Genomic DNA, 16,842 nt, shown 5'->3' with positions numbered 1-16,842 from the left:
ACCTATTGCAAGCTGAGACTTGTCTCCTTTTTTCAATCAACATCCCGAATCGGTTAGAAATGGGATATGCTGCATTCGTCAAACATCCCTTAGTAATACTCATTTTCTCCTTTTTGCGGTTTTTTTCGGCGACAGGACGCGCCGATTTATTTTTAAACGAACTTCATTCTTCTAAACCTAAATATTAATACTAACGTGGATTCGTATTATGACTGCGACTACCTCTCACCGCTATCGTGCGGATATTGACGGCCTGCGCGCCGTCGCTATTATATTGGTTGTTCTGTTCCACTCTGGCATCACCACGCTGCATGGCGGCTTTATTGGCGTCGATCTGTTTTTTGTTATTTCTGGTTTTTTAATTGGCGGTATCATTAGCAAGGAAATATCTGAAGGACGATTCTCGTTTTATCAATTCTATTTACGCCGGATTCGCCGCATTGCACCAGCGCTGTTTTTTATGATGGCGATATTACTGCTGCTTGGCTTTATTCTGCTTTCACCGCTGGAGTTCAGCCAGCTGGCGAAATACAGCGTGGCGGTATTTATCTCAGTTCCCAATATGTTATTGCTGAAAAGCGGTGACTATTTTAGCAGTGATGCCGATCTCAACCCGCTGTTGATGACCTGGTCGCTCGGCATCGAAGAACAATTCTATATCGTGCTGCCGTTTATTCTGCTGCTGGCAGCTCGCCTGAAACGCTCCATGGCGGGTGTGGTGCTGGTACTGAGCCTTATTTCGCTGGCGGCCTGCATCTGGCTGACGCCTTTTGCCAGCACGCATGCCTTCTATCTGCTGCCGACACGTGCCTGGGAATTGGGCGCTGGCGTGCTGCTGGCGTTATGGAAACCGCAGCCCCTCGAAGGACGCTGCGCCAATTGGCTCAATGTGATCGGCTGGCTGCTGATCGTTGCCGCCAGCCTACTGCTGAGCAAAGAAGATAGCTTTCCCGGCTGGCTGGCGCTTATTCCAGTCATCGCGGCGTGTTTAATGATTGGCGCACGCGGTGAACTGAACCAGCGGCTGCTGGAAAACGCGCCGATGCGCTTTATCGGCAAGATCTCCTACTCATGGTATCTGTGGCATTGGCCACTGCTCAGCCTGGCACGTATCTGTAGCGATCATCCGCTCACCGCGTGGCAGGGATTGACCATCAGCGGCGTGGCATTGGCGATTGCCTGGCTGTCATGGCGGTTCGTCGAGCAGCCATTCCGTCAGGCTGGCAACCGCACGCGCTGGGTGATTCCGGGTTATTGCGCCTCCTCAATCGTTGCTGCCGGCGCGATGGTGCTGCTATGGCAAACCGGCGGCATGAAATCACGAGTGAGTGAGATGGTGGTGAATGGCGAATCATGGAAGATTTCGGCACAACGCAATCCGTGTCTGCTGGATTACGGTGCCAATTTCCCGTCGCTGAATGCAGAGTGCCATCCCGTAACCGATCGTCCCGGTATCGCGTTGATTGGCGATAGCCACGCCGCCGCGTTGCGTACCTCAGTGGCAGGATACGCGCTGCGACAACACAAGCCGCTGTTTCAACTTACCAAAGCCTCATGCCCATTCCTGATTGGCGCCACGCGCGTGGTGAGCCAAATGCCCAAACATACGCAGCAGTGCATCAACTTTAATCAGCAGGTGCTGAAGATGGTGCTGAGCGACAAGATTGATGAGGTGGTGATCAGCGCCTATTGGGCTTCTGGCATGAGTCTGTTACCCGGTGCTGGCTTTACCGCGCTCGATCATCCAGAGAAAAGTAATCTGGAAGCGCTCAAATTTGGTATGGATCAGGTGCTGGCACAGCTGCGTCAGGCAGGAAAAAAGGTTACGGTGATTGAAGATGCGCCATCGGTAGATGTCGATCCATTACGCTTCAGCAATAACCGTAATATGCCGATTCGTCGTGAGCTGAGCGCCTGGCTCGGGAAATGGGAAGCGCCGCCGCTATTGAGCGAACGCACCAAACTGTTCCAGTTCCCGGAAGAAGCGGTTGAGACGTTGTTGAAAAGCTATCAGCAGCAAGGCGTGCGCGTACTGTCGCTACGCGACAATCTGTGCAATCAACAAGGTTGTATGATCACCAGCGAAGGCCTGCCGCTCTATTACGACAATAATCACCTAAGCCCATTTGGTGGCGAGATTGCGCTAGGGAAGAGTTGGTAACACATGCATGACGTGATGCCAGCCAGCTTCGCCGGGTTGCAGGTGCGCATAAGCGCGCACCTGCATTAGCTGCATCAGCTGTTACGCTTTTTCACCAGCGGCCACGCCAGCAACAGCAGCGCAATCCACGCAAAGCCCACGTACAGCGACACGCGGGTATCCGGGAAGTAACCAATCAATCCGATGATGAACGCCAGGAACAGCACGCCGAACCACGCGGTCGCGCTGCCGCCCGGCATAGCAAACTGCAACTTACCGGCTTCCTGTTTACCAATCTTGCGGCGGAACGCAATCTGCGACAGCAGAATCATGATCCACACCCAGACGGTGGCAAAGGTGGCCAATGAGGCGATGACCAGGAACACTTTTTCCGGCATCAGGTAGTTAAGATATACCGCGATCAGCATCGCCAGCATCATCACTAAAACCGTCACCCACGGAATGCCGCGATTGGATACCTTCTGGAACACTTTCGGCGCATGGCCCTGCTGCGCCATACCGTGCAACATACGGCCCACACCAAACACATCGCTGTTAATCGCCGACAACGAAGCCGTCAGCACCACGAAGTTAAGGATCGATGCCGCTGCAGCAATGCCTAAATGCTGGAAAGTGAGTACGAACGGGCTGCCGGACGTCCCCACCTGGTTCCACGGATAGATCGACATAATCACGAACAGCGTACCGACGTAGAACACCAGAATACGCATCGGCACTGAGTTGATAGCACGCGGAATGGAGGTCTTCGGATCTTCGGCTTCACCGGCAGTAATACCGATAATCTCAATGCCGCCGTAGGCAAACATCACCATCTGCAGCGAAAGCAGCATGCCGACAATGCCGTGCGCGAAGAAGCCACCGTTGGTCCACAAATTGTGAATGCCCGTCGGTTGTCCACCGTTGCCGATGCCCCAGAAAATCATGCCGAAGCCGGCGATGATCATGATGATGATGGTGGCGACTTTGAAGAAGGAGAACCAAAACTCCACTTCGCCAAACACCTTCACGCTCATCAGGTTGATGGCACCGATTATCAGCACCACGCTCAGCACCCAAATCCAGTGCGGCACCTCAGGGAACCACACGCCCATATAGATACCAAACGCCGTCACGTCGGCAATGGCCACAATCAGGATTTCGAAACAGTAGGTCCAGCCGGTGATGTAACCTGCCAGCGGGCCGAGATAATCCTGCGCATAGCGCGAGAATGAGCTGGCCTGTGGATTGTTAACCGACATCTCACCCAGCGCACGCATGATGATGTATGCCACCGCACCGCCGATGATGTACGCCAGCAGCACGCTGGGGCCTGCCATTCTAATGGCATCGGCTGAGCCATAAAACAGCCCGGTTCCAATCGCCGATCCCAGCGCCATAAAACGGATGTGGCGCGTGCTCAGTCCGCGTTTGAGCTTATTGGTTTCTTGCATAACACTCAGTACCTTGAAAATGAAAAACCACGGGCAAGCCCGTGGTCGGAATTAACAGCAGTATCGCTTACTGATGCACAGCGACCTGTTCACGTCCTTTTGCCCGATCCACCACCGCGGCAATCACCAGCATCGCCAGCGATGGCGGCAACCAGGAGAGTCCCTGATCGGCCAGCGGCAGATGCTGACTGAACAGCGGCAGCACATCTTTAAAGCTGGTGGTTTTGATGGCGTCTACGATACCAAACAGCAGGCTAACCAGCATGGTTGGCGCGATGATACGCGAGCTTTTGTTCCAGAACTTCAGGGTAAAGCTCAGCACCACCAGCACGATGCACGGCGGATAAATCGCCGTCAGCACTGGAATCGAGATCTGAATCAGATGGCTCAGGCCGAGATTCGACACCACCATTGAGAACAGACCCAGAATAAACACCAGCGCTTTATACGACAGCGGCAGGTATTGCGCAAAGAATTCCGCACAGGCGCAGGTCAGGCCAACCGCTGTCACCATGCAGGCCACAAAAATCAGCGCCGCAAGGAAGAAGCTGCCCATGCCGCCGAAGGTCTGCTGCACATAAGCATGCAGAATCTCGGCACCGTTGGCGCTCTGTGCCACCAATGCACCGCTGTCATTGCCCAGTTTGAACAACGTCAGGTAGATCAGCGTCAAGCCCACCCCGGCGATGATACCGGCCAGCATGGTGTAGCGCGTCAGCAATTTCGCATCTTCCACACCGCGTGAACGCGCTGCGTTAACGATGACGATACCGAACACCAGGGCACCCAGCGTATCCATGGTTAAGTAACCATTGACGAAACCGCTAGAGAAGGCCGCACGCTGATACTCATCGGTTGCCGGCGACACGCCGCCAGCCGGCCAGATCAGCACGGCCACGCCGAGCACAATCAGCGCAAAAATTTTCAGCGGTGCGAGGAAATGGCCTACGGTATCCAGCAGTTTGCCCGGATAAAGGGAGATGCCGATCACCAGCGCGAAGTAAATCAGGCTGTAGATAAACAGCGGCAGCGCGCCATCACCGGTCAGCGGGGCAATGCCCACGGCGAAGGAGACGGTTGCGGTACGCGGCGTGGCAAACAGCGGGCCAACAGCCAGGTAACAGACGGTTGCCAGTAGCAAACCGGCGGCTTTGCCAATCGGTGAGCTCAACGCATCAATACCGCCGCCGACGCGTGCCAGCGCGATAACGGTAATCACTGGCAGACCAACAGCCGTAATCAGGAAGCCGAATGCAGCTACCCAAACGTGTTCGCCAGACTGAATGCCCACCATCGGTGGGAAGATAATGTTTCCTGCGCCAACGAACAGGGCAAACGTCATAAAGCCCAGCGCCAGGATATCCTTCGAGGTTAAACGATGTGTCATAAACTTCTGTACTGCCTGTAGCTGATGTTGCGGTGGAAGTTGGGTTCGTGTTGTCCTCTGGATGCGCTAAAACAAGGGCTTATCAGGCAAGACCAGCGGGTTATGCGGGCCAAATCGCTAAAGCGCAGGTGATTTAAACTACTTTTCTTCTGTTCGCAGAGGGATAAATCGACAACGGCGCAAATTAGAACGTTTATAGCGAAGAAAGGCAATACGGGATCGGAAAACCAGAAGGATATAACAGGATAGCGGGATAAAGCAGTGAATCACGGCGGAATAGCGGGAAAACACCCCAGATGATTTGCTAAAAGTTTCCTCAGCACGAGAGATCTCTTTGCATGATCTGGCCTGAAGATGCACAAAAGGCGCGATTTACGCGCCTGTTTGTTCAGGTTTACAGCATTACCAGACGGTTCTTGCTATCTCGACTACCAGACGAATCTTCTGCCACTGCTGCTCTTCGCTCAGGCTGTTGCCCTCTTCGGTGGAGGCAAAGCCACACTGCGGGCTCAGGCAAATTTGATCGAGACTCACGTACTGCGCAGCTTCCTGCAGACGAGCTTTAACCTGCTCCGCATCTTCCAGCTCACCGGTTTTAGTAGTGATCAGACCCAGCACCACCTGCTGATGACCCGGCTTAAGGAAGCGCAGCGGCTCGAAGCCACCTGAGCGCTCGTTGTCGTACTCAAGGTAGAAGGCGTCGATATTCACGCCGCCAAACAGCACTTCCGCAACCGGCTCATAGCCACCTTCGGAAATCCAGGTAGAACGGAAGTTACCGCGACACACATGCAGACCCACGGTCAGATCGGCAGGTTTCCCCTCCAGCGCCGTATTCAGCACCTCAGCATAGATGCGCGCCAGTTCCTGCGGATCTTCGCCACGCTCGCGGATCTGCTGCTGCTGATCGCTTGAGCACAGGTAGGCCCACACCGTGTCATCCAGTTGCAGATAGCGGCAGCCCGCATCATAAAACGCCTTGATGGCGTCTTTATAGGTTTGCGCCAGATCGGCAAAATACGCTTTCAGATCGGGATAAACCGTCGCATCAATCACCTTACGGCCACCGCGGAAGTGCAGCACGCTTGGGCTTGGAATCGTCATCTTCGCCACCGCATCACCGGCAATGCTTTGCAGGAAGCGGAAGTGATCGAGCATCGGGTGATTCGGGTTGAAGGCCACTTTACCCGTGACTTTCACGCCGTGCGCTTTGGTCTGTACGCCGTTGAACTGAATGCCCTGATCGGCTTCGAACAGCTCTACGCCATGCAGATCGCCGAAGAAATCGAAGTGCCACCAGGCACGACGGAACTCACCATCGGTAACGATCTGCAGACCGTTGGCGCGCTGCTGCTCGACAACGTGACGGATTTCGCGATCTTCAACCTGACGCAGCTGGTCAGCATTGATATCGCCTTTCGCGAACTGCTCGCGCGCCTGTTTAATGGCGGCGGGACGCAGGAAACTGCCAACGGTATCGGCACGGAATGGGGAATGACGTGACATCTTCTCTCCTGGCTGAGCGCATAGTTGCGTCAGGGTATAATTTCGGCTGGTTATTTTTAGCCATCTGGATGGCTATATGTCCGAGAAGAATGCCACGCTGTTACCTCTTCGGCAATAGAAGAAAATTCAGATCACATGAAGGAAGTTCATGATCAGATGCACGTTCTTCAATTTCCCTCAATAGCGGCACGCGCTTGTGCCATCTGGTTATCCGATAACGGGAGATAACCGGCTTCGCTCACCCGTCGCTGTCCCTGAGGCGACAGCACCTGATGCAGGAAAGCACTGACCAGCGGCGGCAACGGTTTGCCGGGCGCTTTATTGACGTAGATATAGAGCGGACGCGACCAGGGATAGCGGCCACTGCGGATCGATTCGGCATCCGGCATCACGCTGTCGCCGTCTGCTATCACCACCGGCAGCATCTTCACCCCGCTGAGATGAAAGCCAAAACTGGCGTAACCGATGCTGTTAGGCGTGGCGGCAACCGCTTGTACCACCGCAGCAGAACCTGGAAATTCGGCGACGTCGGCACGGAAATCGCCTTTACACAGCGCCTGCTGCTTAAAGAAGCCCCATGTTCCCGACGCCGAGTTGCGGCCATAGCGCTGAATGCTGCGCGTCGCCCACTGGCTAGCCTTCAGGCCAAGATCGCCCCAATGCTGCGGCACCTGCTGCGCGCCACACAGCCGGGTAATGGAAAACAGAGCATCGAGTTGTTGCGGCGCGATGCGCGGCAGTGGATTGTCCTGATTGACCACCACCACCAGCGCATCCATCGCCACCGGCACCGCCAGCGGCGGATAGCCGTAGCGGGCGATAAAGAGTTGACGTTCGTCGATCTGCATCGGGCGGCTCATCGCGCCCAGCTGCGCGGCACCGGCCGCCAGTGCGGTGGGTGCGGTTGAGGATCCCGCCGCCTGTACCTGAACATTAACGCCCGGTGACTGGCGGCTGAAATCCTCGCCCCACAAGGTCATCAAATAACCCAGCGTATCCGAGCCGACGCTGCTCAAATTGCCGGTCAGCATAGTTTGTTGGCCGTGCGCTAGAGCAGAGCAAAGCAGCAAGCAGGAGAGCAACAGCGATTTCATCAGTGATTCCGCAATTCATTAAGACGTCTATTCTGTCGCGGCACGATTTATCGCGCAATAAATTGCGCCGCTACGTCGTGCAAACCTTAGTTAACTCGCTCTTGAATCACGTTAGCCACAATCAACCGTGGCGGCAGAAGAAAACTGAAACAGGTTTCCTGATGCGGCACGCTGGTGATCTCCAACCGCGCGTTGTGATGGCCAAGCGCATGTTTCACAATCGCCAGCCCTAATCCGCTGCCGCCGGTGGCGCGTGAGCGCGCTTTATCTACCCGATAGAAGCGTTCGGTCAGGCGCGGCAAGTGCTGCTCGCTGATGCCGGGTCCGTCATCACACACTTTAAACTGCGCGCCTTGTTGGGTGCGCAGCCAGCTGATGTCGATGCGCGTGCCCTCCGGCGTGTGATTCACCGCGTTGTAAACCAGGTTGGAAATGGCGCTGCGCAACTGTTCATCATTGCCGAACACTTTGAGATGCGGATCGGTATGGAAATGGATGGTGTGGCGTCCCTGGCTCAGCGTTTCCGCTTCACGCTGCAGCAGCAGCAGCATGCCCGGTACATCCACCGTCTCTTTCAGGTCGATGGCCGGTGCCGCTTCGATACGTGACAAGGTCAGCAGTTGCTTCACCAGGCTGTCCATGCGCCGCGTCTGCTCCTGCATGGTGTGCAACGCTTTACTGCGCGTGCGCTCGTTCATCACCGAATCATCCATCATTTCCAGATAACCCTGCAGCACAGTGAGCGGCGTGCGCAGTTCATGACTGACGTTGGCGAAGAAATTACGTCGCGCGCCCTCTAGCTGGTGCATCTGGGTGACATCACGCGCCACCATCAGCCACTGCCCTTCGCTGTAAGGCATGACGCGGAATTCCATATGATGCTGATTATTGAGGATCTGCGTTAGCGGCGTATCAAATTTACGCTGGCGGATATAGCGGGAGAATTCAGGATAACGCAGTAGGTTCAGGATGTTCTGGCCGTTATCCTCCGGCCAACGCAAGCCGAGATGCTGCTGCGCCAAACCATTACACCAGAAAATGGTGCCCTCTTCGGTGGTCAGCACCACCGCATCCGGCAGCGATTCAGCGCCGCTGCGGAAACGTTTGATCAGATTGCCCAGCTCCCGGCGACGGCGCCGATTGCGCAGCTGCATCTGATACAAACCGTAAAACAGCGGTTCCCAGCTGCCGCGTCCGGTTGGCGGCGTCATCGAACGATCGACCCACAGCCAGTGCGACAGACGCATCAGGTTTTTGAAGTGCCAAAACATCACACCGGTCACCGCAATCAGCAGCAACCACGGCAGATAGCCGAACAACAGACCGAGCACCAGCGCAGGTAAACAGACCAGCGCCAGCTCGGTCAACAGTCTCTTCCAGGAGAGTCGTTCCAGCACGGTAAAAACTCCGTTTACGATTAGTAGCGGGCAGAGAAACGATACCCTGTTCCGCGAACGGTTTGAACCATGCGATCGTGGCCGGTCAGCTCCAGCGCTTTGCGTAAACGGCGAATATGCACGTCAACGGTGCGATCTTCGACATACACATTGGTGCCCCAGACGTGGTTCAGCAGCTGCTCGCGGCTGTAAACGCGTTCCGGATGCGTCATAAAGAAGTGCAGCAATTTATATTCGGTCGGCCCCATCTCCAGCGGTGTGGTTTCGGACATCACGCGATGCGACGAAGGATCGAGGCTCAAACCCTGCATCTCAATCACCTCTTCCACCGCCATCGGTGAAATACGGCGCATCACCGCTTTAATGCGTGCCATCAGCTCTTTCGGTGAAAACGGCTTGGTAATGTAATCATCCGCGCCCACTTCCAGACCGCGTACGCGATCCTCTTCTTCACCGCGCGCGGTCAGCATCATCACCGGGATGTCGCGCGTCATGGCTTCGCGCTTCAAATGCTTGATAAACTGAATCCCGCTGCCACCGGGCAACATCCAGTCCAGCAGAATTAAATCAGGCCAGGGTTCGATCAGCTTACCAATCGCGCTGTCATAATCTTCCGCCTCAATAGGCTGGTAATCATTCTGTTCCAGCACGAAACATAACATTTCACGGATGGGAGCTTCGTCTTCCACAACCAAAATGCGCTTAGCCATTGTAACTCCTGCTAGTGTGACACCGTGTCACTGGGATTTGCGGCGCCATTATGCGTCAGTTTTATGACACTTTTATGAAAACACCGCCTTAAGATAGATAGATAAAAAACGGAAATGTCACAATAAAAATCTGCTTTTTTTCTTTGTGATCTTAAGTGGTTATAATTCGCCTTCGCTAAACTCAGCACGGAGCAAACATGCGCATCATTCACACCGCTGACTGGCATCTCGGCCAGTTCTTTTACAGCAAAAGTCGGGCCAGAGAACATCAGGCGTTTCTCGACTGGCTGCTGGATCAGATTGTGCAGCATCAGGTGGATGCGCTGATCATCGCCGGCGATCTGTTTGATACCGGATCGCCGCCGAGCTACGCGCGCGAAATGTTTAACCGTTTTGTGGTGGCGCTGCAGCCCAGCGGCTGTCAACTGGTGGTGCTGGCCGGTAATCACGATTCGGTCGCCACGCTGAATGAATCGCGCGAGCTGCTGGCCTGCCTGAATACCCAGGTGATTACCAGCGCGACGCCCCACGGCGAGCAGCAGGTATTAACCCTGAAGCAGCGCGATGGCGCGCCGGGGGCGCTGCTGTGCGCCATTCCTTATCTGCGTCCGCGCGATATTTTGCGCAGCCAGGCCGGCCAATCCGGGCGCGAGAAGCAGATTTCCCTGCTGGAAGCCATCGCGCAGCACTATCAGCAGTGCTTCGCCGCCGCGCAGGCGCAGCGCGATGCGTTGGAAAGCACGCTACCGATTATTGCCACCGGCCATCTCACCACCGTTGGCGTTACGAAAAGCGATTCCGTACGCGACATCTATATCGGCACGCTGGATGCCTTCCCGGCGCAGGCGTTCCCGCCCGCCGATTACATCGCGCTGGGCCATATTCATCGTCCTCAGCGCATCGCCGATAGCGACCATATTCGCTACAGCGGCTCGCCGATTCCGCTCAGCTTTGATGAACTCGGCCGCGAGAAAAGCGTGTTCCTGCTGGAGTTCAGCGCGACGCTCGATGCCGTCACGCCGTTGCCCATTCCCCACTTCCAGCCGATGCAGATGCTCAAAGGCTCCATGGCGGAGATCGAACATCAGCTGGCTCAGTTCAGCGCAAGTGCAGGCGAGCAGCCAACCTGGCTGGACATCGAAATCACCACCCAGGAGTATCTCAGCGACCTGCAGCGCCGCATCGAAGCCTTAACGGAAAATTTGCCGGTTGAAGTGCTGCTGGTGCGCCGCAGCCGTGAACAGCGACAGCGCAGCCTGGAGCGACTGGATAACGAAACCCTGAGTGAACTAAAAGTGGAAGAGGTGTTTGCCCGCCGGCTGGCGCAGGATGATCAGCTGGACGCCGACCAGGCCGAGCAGTTGACGCTGCTGTTCCGAAGCCAGTTGGCCGCGCTGGAGAATCCGTTAGCATGAAAATTTTGACGCTCCGTTTTAAAAACCTCAATGCACTGCGCGGCGAATGGTTTATCGACTTCCGCCGCGAGCCCTTTGCCAGTAACGGATTGTTTGCCATTACCGGCGCCACCGGCGCGGGTAAAACCACCCTGCTCGATGCCATTTGTCTGGCGCTCTATCACCAGACGCCGCGCCTTGGCACGCTGTCGCAAACGCAAAATGAGCTGATCACCCGCGACACCGCCGAATGTCTGGCAGAAGTTGAGTTTGAAATCAAAGGTGAAGCCTGGCGCGCCTTCTGGAGCCAGAACCGCGCCCGCGGTCAGGCCGACGGCAAGCTACAGGCACCGCGCGTCGAGCTGGCGCGCGTCGCCGATAATCAGATCGTCGCGGATAAAGTCGGTGACAAGCTAAAAGCGATCGAAACCCTGTCCGGACTCGATTTCGCGCGCTTTACCCGCTCCATGATGCTGTCGCAGGGCCAGTTTGCCGCCTTTCTTAATGCCAAACCCGGCGAACGCGCCGAGCTGCTGGAAGAGCTGACCGGCACCGAGATCTACGGGCAAATTTCGATTCAGATCTACGAACGCTGGCGCAGCGCCCGCAGCGAGCTGGATACCCTGCGCGCGCGCGCAGGCGGCATGTCGCTGCTGGACGAGGCGCGGCGCGCAGAGCTGACACAACAGCTGGCAGAACTCGGCACGCAGGAGCAAATCCTCAACCAACAGCTGACGCAGGCGCAGCAGCAACAGCACTGGCTGACGCAAGCGCAGCAGCTCACCCAGGAACAGCAGCAGGCAGAACAGACGCTGCTCGCTGCACAACAGGCCTGGCAGCAAGCCGATGGCGATCGTCAACGGCTGGCGCGTGCCGAACCGGCAGAAAAACTGCGCGATAAGTTGCAGCAGCGCGAACAGTTGCAACGCGATCGGCTGGCGCTGGAGCAGCAGTCACAGCAGCTTCACAGCCAACAGCAGCAGGCGAAAACCGCTCTGCAGCAGGGCGAAAGCCACTATCAAGCGGCACAGCAGGCGCGTGAGCAGGCTATCCAGCAACAGCAGCAGTTGGAAACGCTGCTGACCGAACAGGTCATTCCGCTGGATCACAGCATCGCCAATAACGCCCAGCAGCTCAGCGAGCAACAACGGCTACACGTTCAGCAGCAGCAGACGCTGCAAAACAGCCAAGCTGCTCTGAGTCAGCAACAGCAGGTAAGTGAACGTTTACAGCAGCAGCTAACCCAGCAGCAGGAATTCCGTACCCGCGAAGCCGCTGTCGCCGATTGGGGCGCAGAACTGACGCGCTGGCAGGCGGAGATCGCGCGGCTCGATGAGCGCGAACAGACGCTGACGCAGCTGAATGCGCAGCAGCAGCAGCAGCGCAACCAGCTTGCGCAGCATCAACAGGCGCAGGCTGAGCGTGAACAGGCGGCGCAGCCGCTGCAGCAGGCCGAAGCTCACGCCGCTCAGCAGCGCCTGCAAGCGGAGCAAGTACTAACTTCGCTCGAGGCCGAAGTCAGCACGACTCAGCTGCGTAGCGCGCTGGCTCAGCATCAAACGCAGCGCGCCGCGCGTCAGCAGCTCAGCCTATTAGCCGCGCAGTGGCGCTCGCTGCAGCCGCAGCGGTTGCAGCGTCAGCAGAAATTAACACAGCTGCAGCAACAGCATCAGGACGCTGAACAGGCGTTGCAGGCGCTGCGCGAAGAGTACAAACGCGAATATCAAGCGCTGCTGGATGTGCGCAAAATTTGCGAGCTGGAGCGCACCATCGCGCAGCTGGCTGACGAACGCGCGAAGTTACAGCCGGATCAGCCCTGTCCGCTGTGCGGCTCGTGCCAGCATCCCGCCATTGCGCAATATCAGCAGCTTGAACCCGGCGCAAACCAGCAGCGACTGGCCGCGCTAGAAACCCGTGTGGCGCAGTTAAAAGAGTCCGGCACCGCCAAAGGCGAGCAGCAGAAGCTGTCGCTGCAACAGCAGCAGGTCTTGCAGCAGGAGATTGACGAATTCGACCAGCAGCTGGCGACGGCGCAAACGCAGTGGCAAACGCTATGCGACCCGCTTGCCCTGTCCTGCGCGCTGGAGCAGCAGGACGCATTCGCGCAGTGGCTGCAGCAGCAGGATGCGCAGGAAAGCAACCAGCAGCAGCAGCTTCAGGCACGGGAAAACGCCGCGCGCGCCGTGCAGCAGGCGAAGGATGCCCATCTGCACCAGCAGCAGTTGTGGCAGCAGCAGCAAAACCAGCAGCAGCTGGCGCAGCAGCAGATCGCCAGCACGCAGCAAACACTGGACGAACTTAGCCAGCGCGAAGCCAGCGAACGCAGCGCCAGGCAGCAACTGGCGCAGCAGCTGGAGCAGCAGTTAGCGCAGCACCAGCTTCATCTGCCGGAACCGGCGGCGCGCGAAAACTGGCTTAGCGTCTTGCAGCAGCGCTGGAGCAAATGGCAGGAAAGTGAGCGGTTACTCGCAGAATTGCAGCCGCAGCTGGCCAAAGCCGAGAGTGAGCGCAACAGCCTGCAACAGAACCAGCTACGCGAGCAGCAGCGTCTCGATGAACTGCAGCACTCGCTCAGCGCCCTGCAGCAACAGCTCCAGCAACAGCAGCAGCAGCGTCAACAGCTGTTTGGCGAGCAGTCAGTGGCGACAGCGCGTCAACAGCAGCACGCCGCCCTGCAACAGTGTGAACAGGCGCTGGCGCAGCAGTTGCAACAGTGGCAACAGGCGCAAAGCGCGCTGCACAGCCTGAATGGTCAGTGTGAGCAAATCACCGCGCAGCAGCAGACGTTGCACGATCGCCTGGCCGCGGCGGAAGCCGCCCTGCTTGCCGCACTGCAGCAGAGTGATTTTGCTGATGAAGCCGCGCTGCGTGCCGCACTGCTGGAGGAAAGCGAGGTGCAGCAGCTGCGCCAGCGGCTGCAAACGCTTGAGCAGCAGCGTCAGCAGCAGCTCACGCTACACGAGCAGCTCAGCCAGCGACAGGCTGCACATCAGCAGCTGCGTCCGGCGGAGCTCAGCGATGACAGCGCCGCCAACATCCAGCAACAGCTGGAGCAGCTGCGCATGACGCTACGCGACAACGCGCGCCAGCAGGGCGAAGCGCAGCAGCAGCTGCACAGCGATGCCGCGCTGCGTCTGCAGCAGCAGTCGTTGCTGACGCAAATCGCCGCTGATGAAGTGGAGCTGGCCCAGCTGGGCCGTCTGAACGATCTGGTGGGTTCCGCCAAAGGGGATAAATTCCGCCGCTTCGCCCAGGGACTGACGCTCGATCATCTGGTTTGGCTGGCGAATCGCCAGCTCGATCGTTTGCACGGCCGCTACCTGCTGCAGCGTCGCGTCAGCGAAGAGCTGGAGCTGGAAGTGGTTGATACCTGGCAGGCAGACGCCACGCGCGATACCCGCACGCTGTCGGGCGGTGAGAGTTTCCTTGTCAGCCTGGCGCTGGCGTTAGCCCTGTCCGATTTGGTGAGCCATAAAACGCGTATCGAATCGCTGTTCCTTGACGAAGGTTTCGGCACGCTGGATGCGGAGACGCTGGATACCGCGCTGGATGCCCTGGATGCGTTGAACGCCAGCGGCAAAACCATCGGCGTAATCAGCCACGTGGAAGCAATGAAGGAGCGCATTCCGGTGCAGATTCGGGTGCGGAAGATGAACGGATTGGGTTACAGCAAGCTGGAGTTGCCCGGCGAAGAGTAGCTTGCGGCGGCGGCAAATTCTGGTTCTGCCAACAGTCGGAGTAATGCCATAGCAATGCTGAATGCGGCCTGTAGACTGTGGCTAATAATCGAGAATCCTTTAGGCAATTTGATGAACAGAATTATCGCGTTGCTGAGCGGCGCAGTGATTATTTTAGCGCTCAGCGCCTGCCAGCAGGCTCAGCCAAAACAGCAGGATAGCATCGCCAATCTGTGCCAGCCGCAGAGTGCGCCGGGCAGCGCATCCTGCAAATGGGCCGATGGCATGCAGCACCAGCTTAACCAGCATTTCCGCGATGCTAAGCGTTATGCCGGTCAGCAATGTCTGGTACGACTGGAATGGCAGCCCAGCGGGCGCTACGCGGTCACGCAGACGCAAGGCGATGAAAGCTTGTGCCTGCGCGCCTGGCAATTGATTGGGCAAACCAAAGATTTACCTCAGCCGCCTAATCCTGGCCAACCCGCATGGTTTGGTTTTGCACCGGGTTCGCCAGTCCATGCTGGCGCCACTGGCGCGGGCTGATGCCAAACCAGCGGCGGAACGCACGTGAGAAGGCGCTGACCTCGGAATAACCGAGCAGCAGCGCCATTTCCGAGATCGGTAGCTGTTTCTGTTGCAGATAATGCGTAGCCATTTCGCAACGCACCTTGTCCACCAGCGCCGTGAAGCTAATGCCCTCTTCGCGCAGTCGCCGCTGCAGTGACCAGCTCGACAACCCCATTTTTTCGGCAATCTCTTCCAGCACCGGTTCGCCCTGCATCAGCGACAGATTGACCTGTGATCGTGCCTGTTCCACCACGCTTTGCAGGCTGGCGGCGCTGTTGAGGCGGCGAATGGCATCCTGCATCACCATCAGCAGCATCGGATCGTGCTCCGGCATGCTGCGCAGCAGATCGCGTTTCGGGATCAGTAACGAGTTAAACGGTTGATCGAACCAGACCGGCGCATCAAACACTTTGCAGTGCTCGTGCCACTGCTCAGGGCGCGGATGCTCAAAATGCACTTCGCGCGGCGCCCAATTCTTGCCGGCAACGTGGCGGATTAAATTGAGGAACATGCCGAGCGTCAGCTCCGCATCCTGGCGACGCGACAGGATCGCACCGTGGCGCACCTGATAATCGAGCCGCCAGCAATCCCCTTTATCCACCAGCCGCGTCAGCGTATCGTGCTGGTGCCACGGAAAGGCATTCACCACGTTGTGCAGCGCCTGCTCCAGCGTCGGCGAACACAGGCCAATGTAGCCAATCAAGCCTAATGACTGCGGTTTGAACTGCTTGCCGTAGTGCAAACCGAAGTTATCAAAATCGGCGTGGCGCGCCGCCTCTTCCATCACGCGGCAATAATTCACCAAGCCCAGACTTAAGGTTGGGCTCGCCAGCAGCTCCGAGTTGATTCCGCTGATGCCGAAGATGCGATCGACATCGCCGCCCTTGTCAGTAATAAACGCGCTCAGGCCGGTAGCGGCCGCCGCCAGCACGCCACGGTTACTGGCGTTGATGGACAAGGCGCTAAAGGCTTCGGTGGGGGTTATCAGTGATGGCATCGGAACCTCTCAGGATGGCGCGAGTGAAACAGGCAGAGGTTTCCAGCAATTTTCGTACCAGGCGGGTAATCGGTGGATTCTGATGTGAGGCCGCCATAAATGGCGTAATGCCGATCAGTTAAGCGCTGAGCGACTTTCGTTCGCTATCGGCTGAGGCAGTTTCATCTACGCCGTGCGGCGACCGAGAAGAGGGCGTCTGGCCACGCCCTCTTCACTCCCGGGCCCTGCGCCAGCCCATCCCGCCGCTTCGCGGTGCCTTCGCTCCCTCAGGATTCCTGACGGACCGGCGGCGATTCGCTCCTGCTCAGCGCCGCCTCTCGCCGCATCCCTGCGGCTCGCCCTGGAATCCCTCACTCGCTCAGCGGGCAGGGATGTCGCCTCAACCCCACGCTGCAGCATCAATGCGTCTTACTGACTCGTCATCGCTATAACGCCTGTAGGGTCGCCATTCATGGCGACCAGGGAACCCCAACTGAGCCAGTGCGCTGCTTAACTGACGAGCATTACGCCATAAATGGCGGC

Annotated in this window: 11 protein-coding genes; 4 read left to right on the top strand and 7 right to left on the bottom strand. The window is 57.4% G+C overall.

Going from position 1 to position 16,842, the window contains the following annotated elements; translation table 11 throughout:
- The first annotated feature begins 208 nt into the window (after window positions 1-208).
- Window positions 209-2,161, top strand: coding sequence for an acyltransferase family protein (locus AC790_RS02310; protein WP_049850802.1), 1,953 nt, complete (start codon window positions 209-211; stop codon window positions 2,159-2,161).
- Between the two features lie 74 nt (window positions 2,162-2,235).
- Here the strand turns inward: AC790_RS02310 and proY are convergent, their stop codons facing one another.
- The 6 genes from proY to phoB all read right to left on the bottom strand — a co-directional run bounded on the left by proY (window position 2,236) and on the right by phoB (window position 9,685).
- The gene (gene proY / locus AC790_RS02305) at window positions 2,236-3,591 is read right to left on the bottom strand and encodes a proline-specific permease ProY (protein ID WP_007887034.1); all 1,356 of its coding nucleotides are present in this window, start codon (window positions 3,589-3,591) and stop codon (window positions 2,236-2,238) included.
- A gap of 67 nt (window positions 3,592-3,658) precedes the next feature.
- Window positions 3,659-4,978, bottom strand: a complete 1,320-nt coding sequence (gene brnQ / locus AC790_RS02300) for a branched-chain amino acid transporter carrier protein BrnQ (protein WP_007887035.1) — start codon at window positions 4,976-4,978, stop codon at window positions 3,659-3,661.
- 402 nt (window positions 4,979-5,380) lie between these two features.
- Window positions 5,381-6,484: a cobalamin-independent methionine synthase II family protein gene (locus AC790_RS02295; RefSeq protein WP_007887036.1), complete on the bottom strand. Its 1,104-nt coding sequence runs from the start codon at window positions 6,482-6,484 to the stop codon at window positions 5,381-5,383.
- Window positions 6,485-6,651: 167 nt separating this feature from the next.
- Window positions 6,652-7,578 (bottom strand): PstS family phosphate ABC transporter substrate-binding protein, encoded by a 927-nt coding sequence (locus AC790_RS02290; protein ID WP_049850801.1) that lies wholly within the window; start codon window positions 7,576-7,578, stop codon window positions 6,652-6,654.
- 86 nt (window positions 7,579-7,664) lie between these two features.
- The gene (gene phoR / locus AC790_RS02285) at window positions 7,665-8,975 is read right to left on the bottom strand and encodes a phosphate regulon sensor histidine kinase PhoR (RefSeq protein ID WP_007887039.1); all 1,311 of its coding nucleotides are present in this window, start codon (window positions 8,973-8,975) and stop codon (window positions 7,665-7,667) included.
- 20 nt (window positions 8,976-8,995) lie between these two features.
- Window positions 8,996-9,685, bottom strand: a complete 690-nt coding sequence (gene phoB / locus AC790_RS02280; RefSeq protein ID WP_007887040.1) for a phosphate response regulator transcription factor PhoB — start codon at window positions 9,683-9,685, stop codon at window positions 8,996-8,998.
- A gap of 197 nt (window positions 9,686-9,882) precedes the next feature.
- Here phoB and sbcD point away from each other — a divergent pair, with 197 nt between their 5' ends.
- The 3 genes from sbcD to AC790_RS24075 all read left to right on the top strand — a co-directional run bounded on the left by sbcD (window position 9,883) and on the right by AC790_RS24075 (window position 15,299).
- Window positions 9,883-11,100, top strand: coding sequence for an exonuclease subunit SbcD (gene sbcD / locus AC790_RS02275; protein ID WP_007887041.1), 1,218 nt, complete (start codon window positions 9,883-9,885; stop codon window positions 11,098-11,100).
- Window positions 11,097-14,777 (top strand): AAA family ATPase, encoded by a 3,681-nt coding sequence (locus AC790_RS02270; protein WP_049850800.1) that lies wholly within the window; start codon window positions 11,097-11,099, stop codon window positions 14,775-14,777. The genes sbcD and AC790_RS02270 overlap by 4 nt, the downstream gene beginning before the upstream one ends.
- A 111-nt stretch (window positions 14,778-14,888) precedes the next feature.
- Entirely contained in the window at window positions 14,889-15,299 is a 411-nt protein-coding gene (locus AC790_RS24075) for a cell envelope integrity TolA C-terminal domain-containing protein (RefSeq protein WP_161804870.1), read from the top strand.
- Here AC790_RS24075 and AC790_RS02260 read toward each other — a convergent pair.
- Window positions 15,223-16,320, bottom strand: coding sequence for an AraC family transcriptional regulator (locus AC790_RS02260; protein WP_082204263.1), 1,098 nt, complete (start codon window positions 16,318-16,320; stop codon window positions 15,223-15,225). The genes AC790_RS24075 and AC790_RS02260 overlap by 77 nt on opposite strands.
- Between the last annotated feature and the right edge of the window lie 522 nt (window positions 16,321-16,842).

This window comes from Pantoea sp. RIT-PI-b (genome assembly GCF_001187905.1).
Taxonomy (GTDB): Bacteria; Pseudomonadota; Gammaproteobacteria; order Enterobacterales; family Enterobacteriaceae; genus Pantoea; species Pantoea nemavictus.
Note: the sequence above shows the minus strand (reverse complement) of the source record. Positions and strands in the feature narration are given on the sequence as shown.

Coding starts and splice junctions, on each gene's coding strand:
- AC790_RS02270 (WP_049850800.1), top strand. CDS start 11,097: ATGAAAATTTTGACGCTCCGTTTTAAAAACCTCAATGCACTGCGCGGC.
- AC790_RS02260 (WP_082204263.1), bottom strand. CDS start 16,320: ATGCCATCACTGATAACCCCCACCGAAGCCTTTAGCGCCTTGTCCATC.
- AC790_RS02295 (WP_007887036.1), bottom strand. CDS start 6,484: ATGTCACGTCATTCCCCATTCCGTGCCGATACCGTTGGCAGTTTCCTG.
- AC790_RS24075 (WP_161804870.1), top strand. CDS start 14,889: ATGAACAGAATTATCGCGTTGCTGAGCGGCGCAGTGATTATTTTAGCG.
- AC790_RS02290 (WP_049850801.1), bottom strand. CDS start 7,578: ATGAAATCGCTGTTGCTCTCCTGCTTGCTGCTTTGCTCTGCTCTAGCG.
- AC790_RS02310 (WP_049850802.1), top strand. CDS start 209: ATGACTGCGACTACCTCTCACCGCTATCGTGCGGATATTGACGGCCTG.
- proY (WP_007887034.1), bottom strand. CDS start 3,591: ATGCAAGAAACCAATAAGCTCAAACGCGGACTGAGCACGCGCCACATC.
- phoB (WP_007887040.1), bottom strand. CDS start 9,685: ATGGCTAAGCGCATTTTGGTTGTGGAAGACGAAGCTCCCATCCGTGAA.
- brnQ (WP_007887035.1), bottom strand. CDS start 4,978: ATGACACATCGTTTAACCTCGAAGGATATCCTGGCGCTGGGCTTTATG.
- sbcD (WP_007887041.1), top strand. CDS start 9,883: ATGCGCATCATTCACACCGCTGACTGGCATCTCGGCCAGTTCTTTTAC.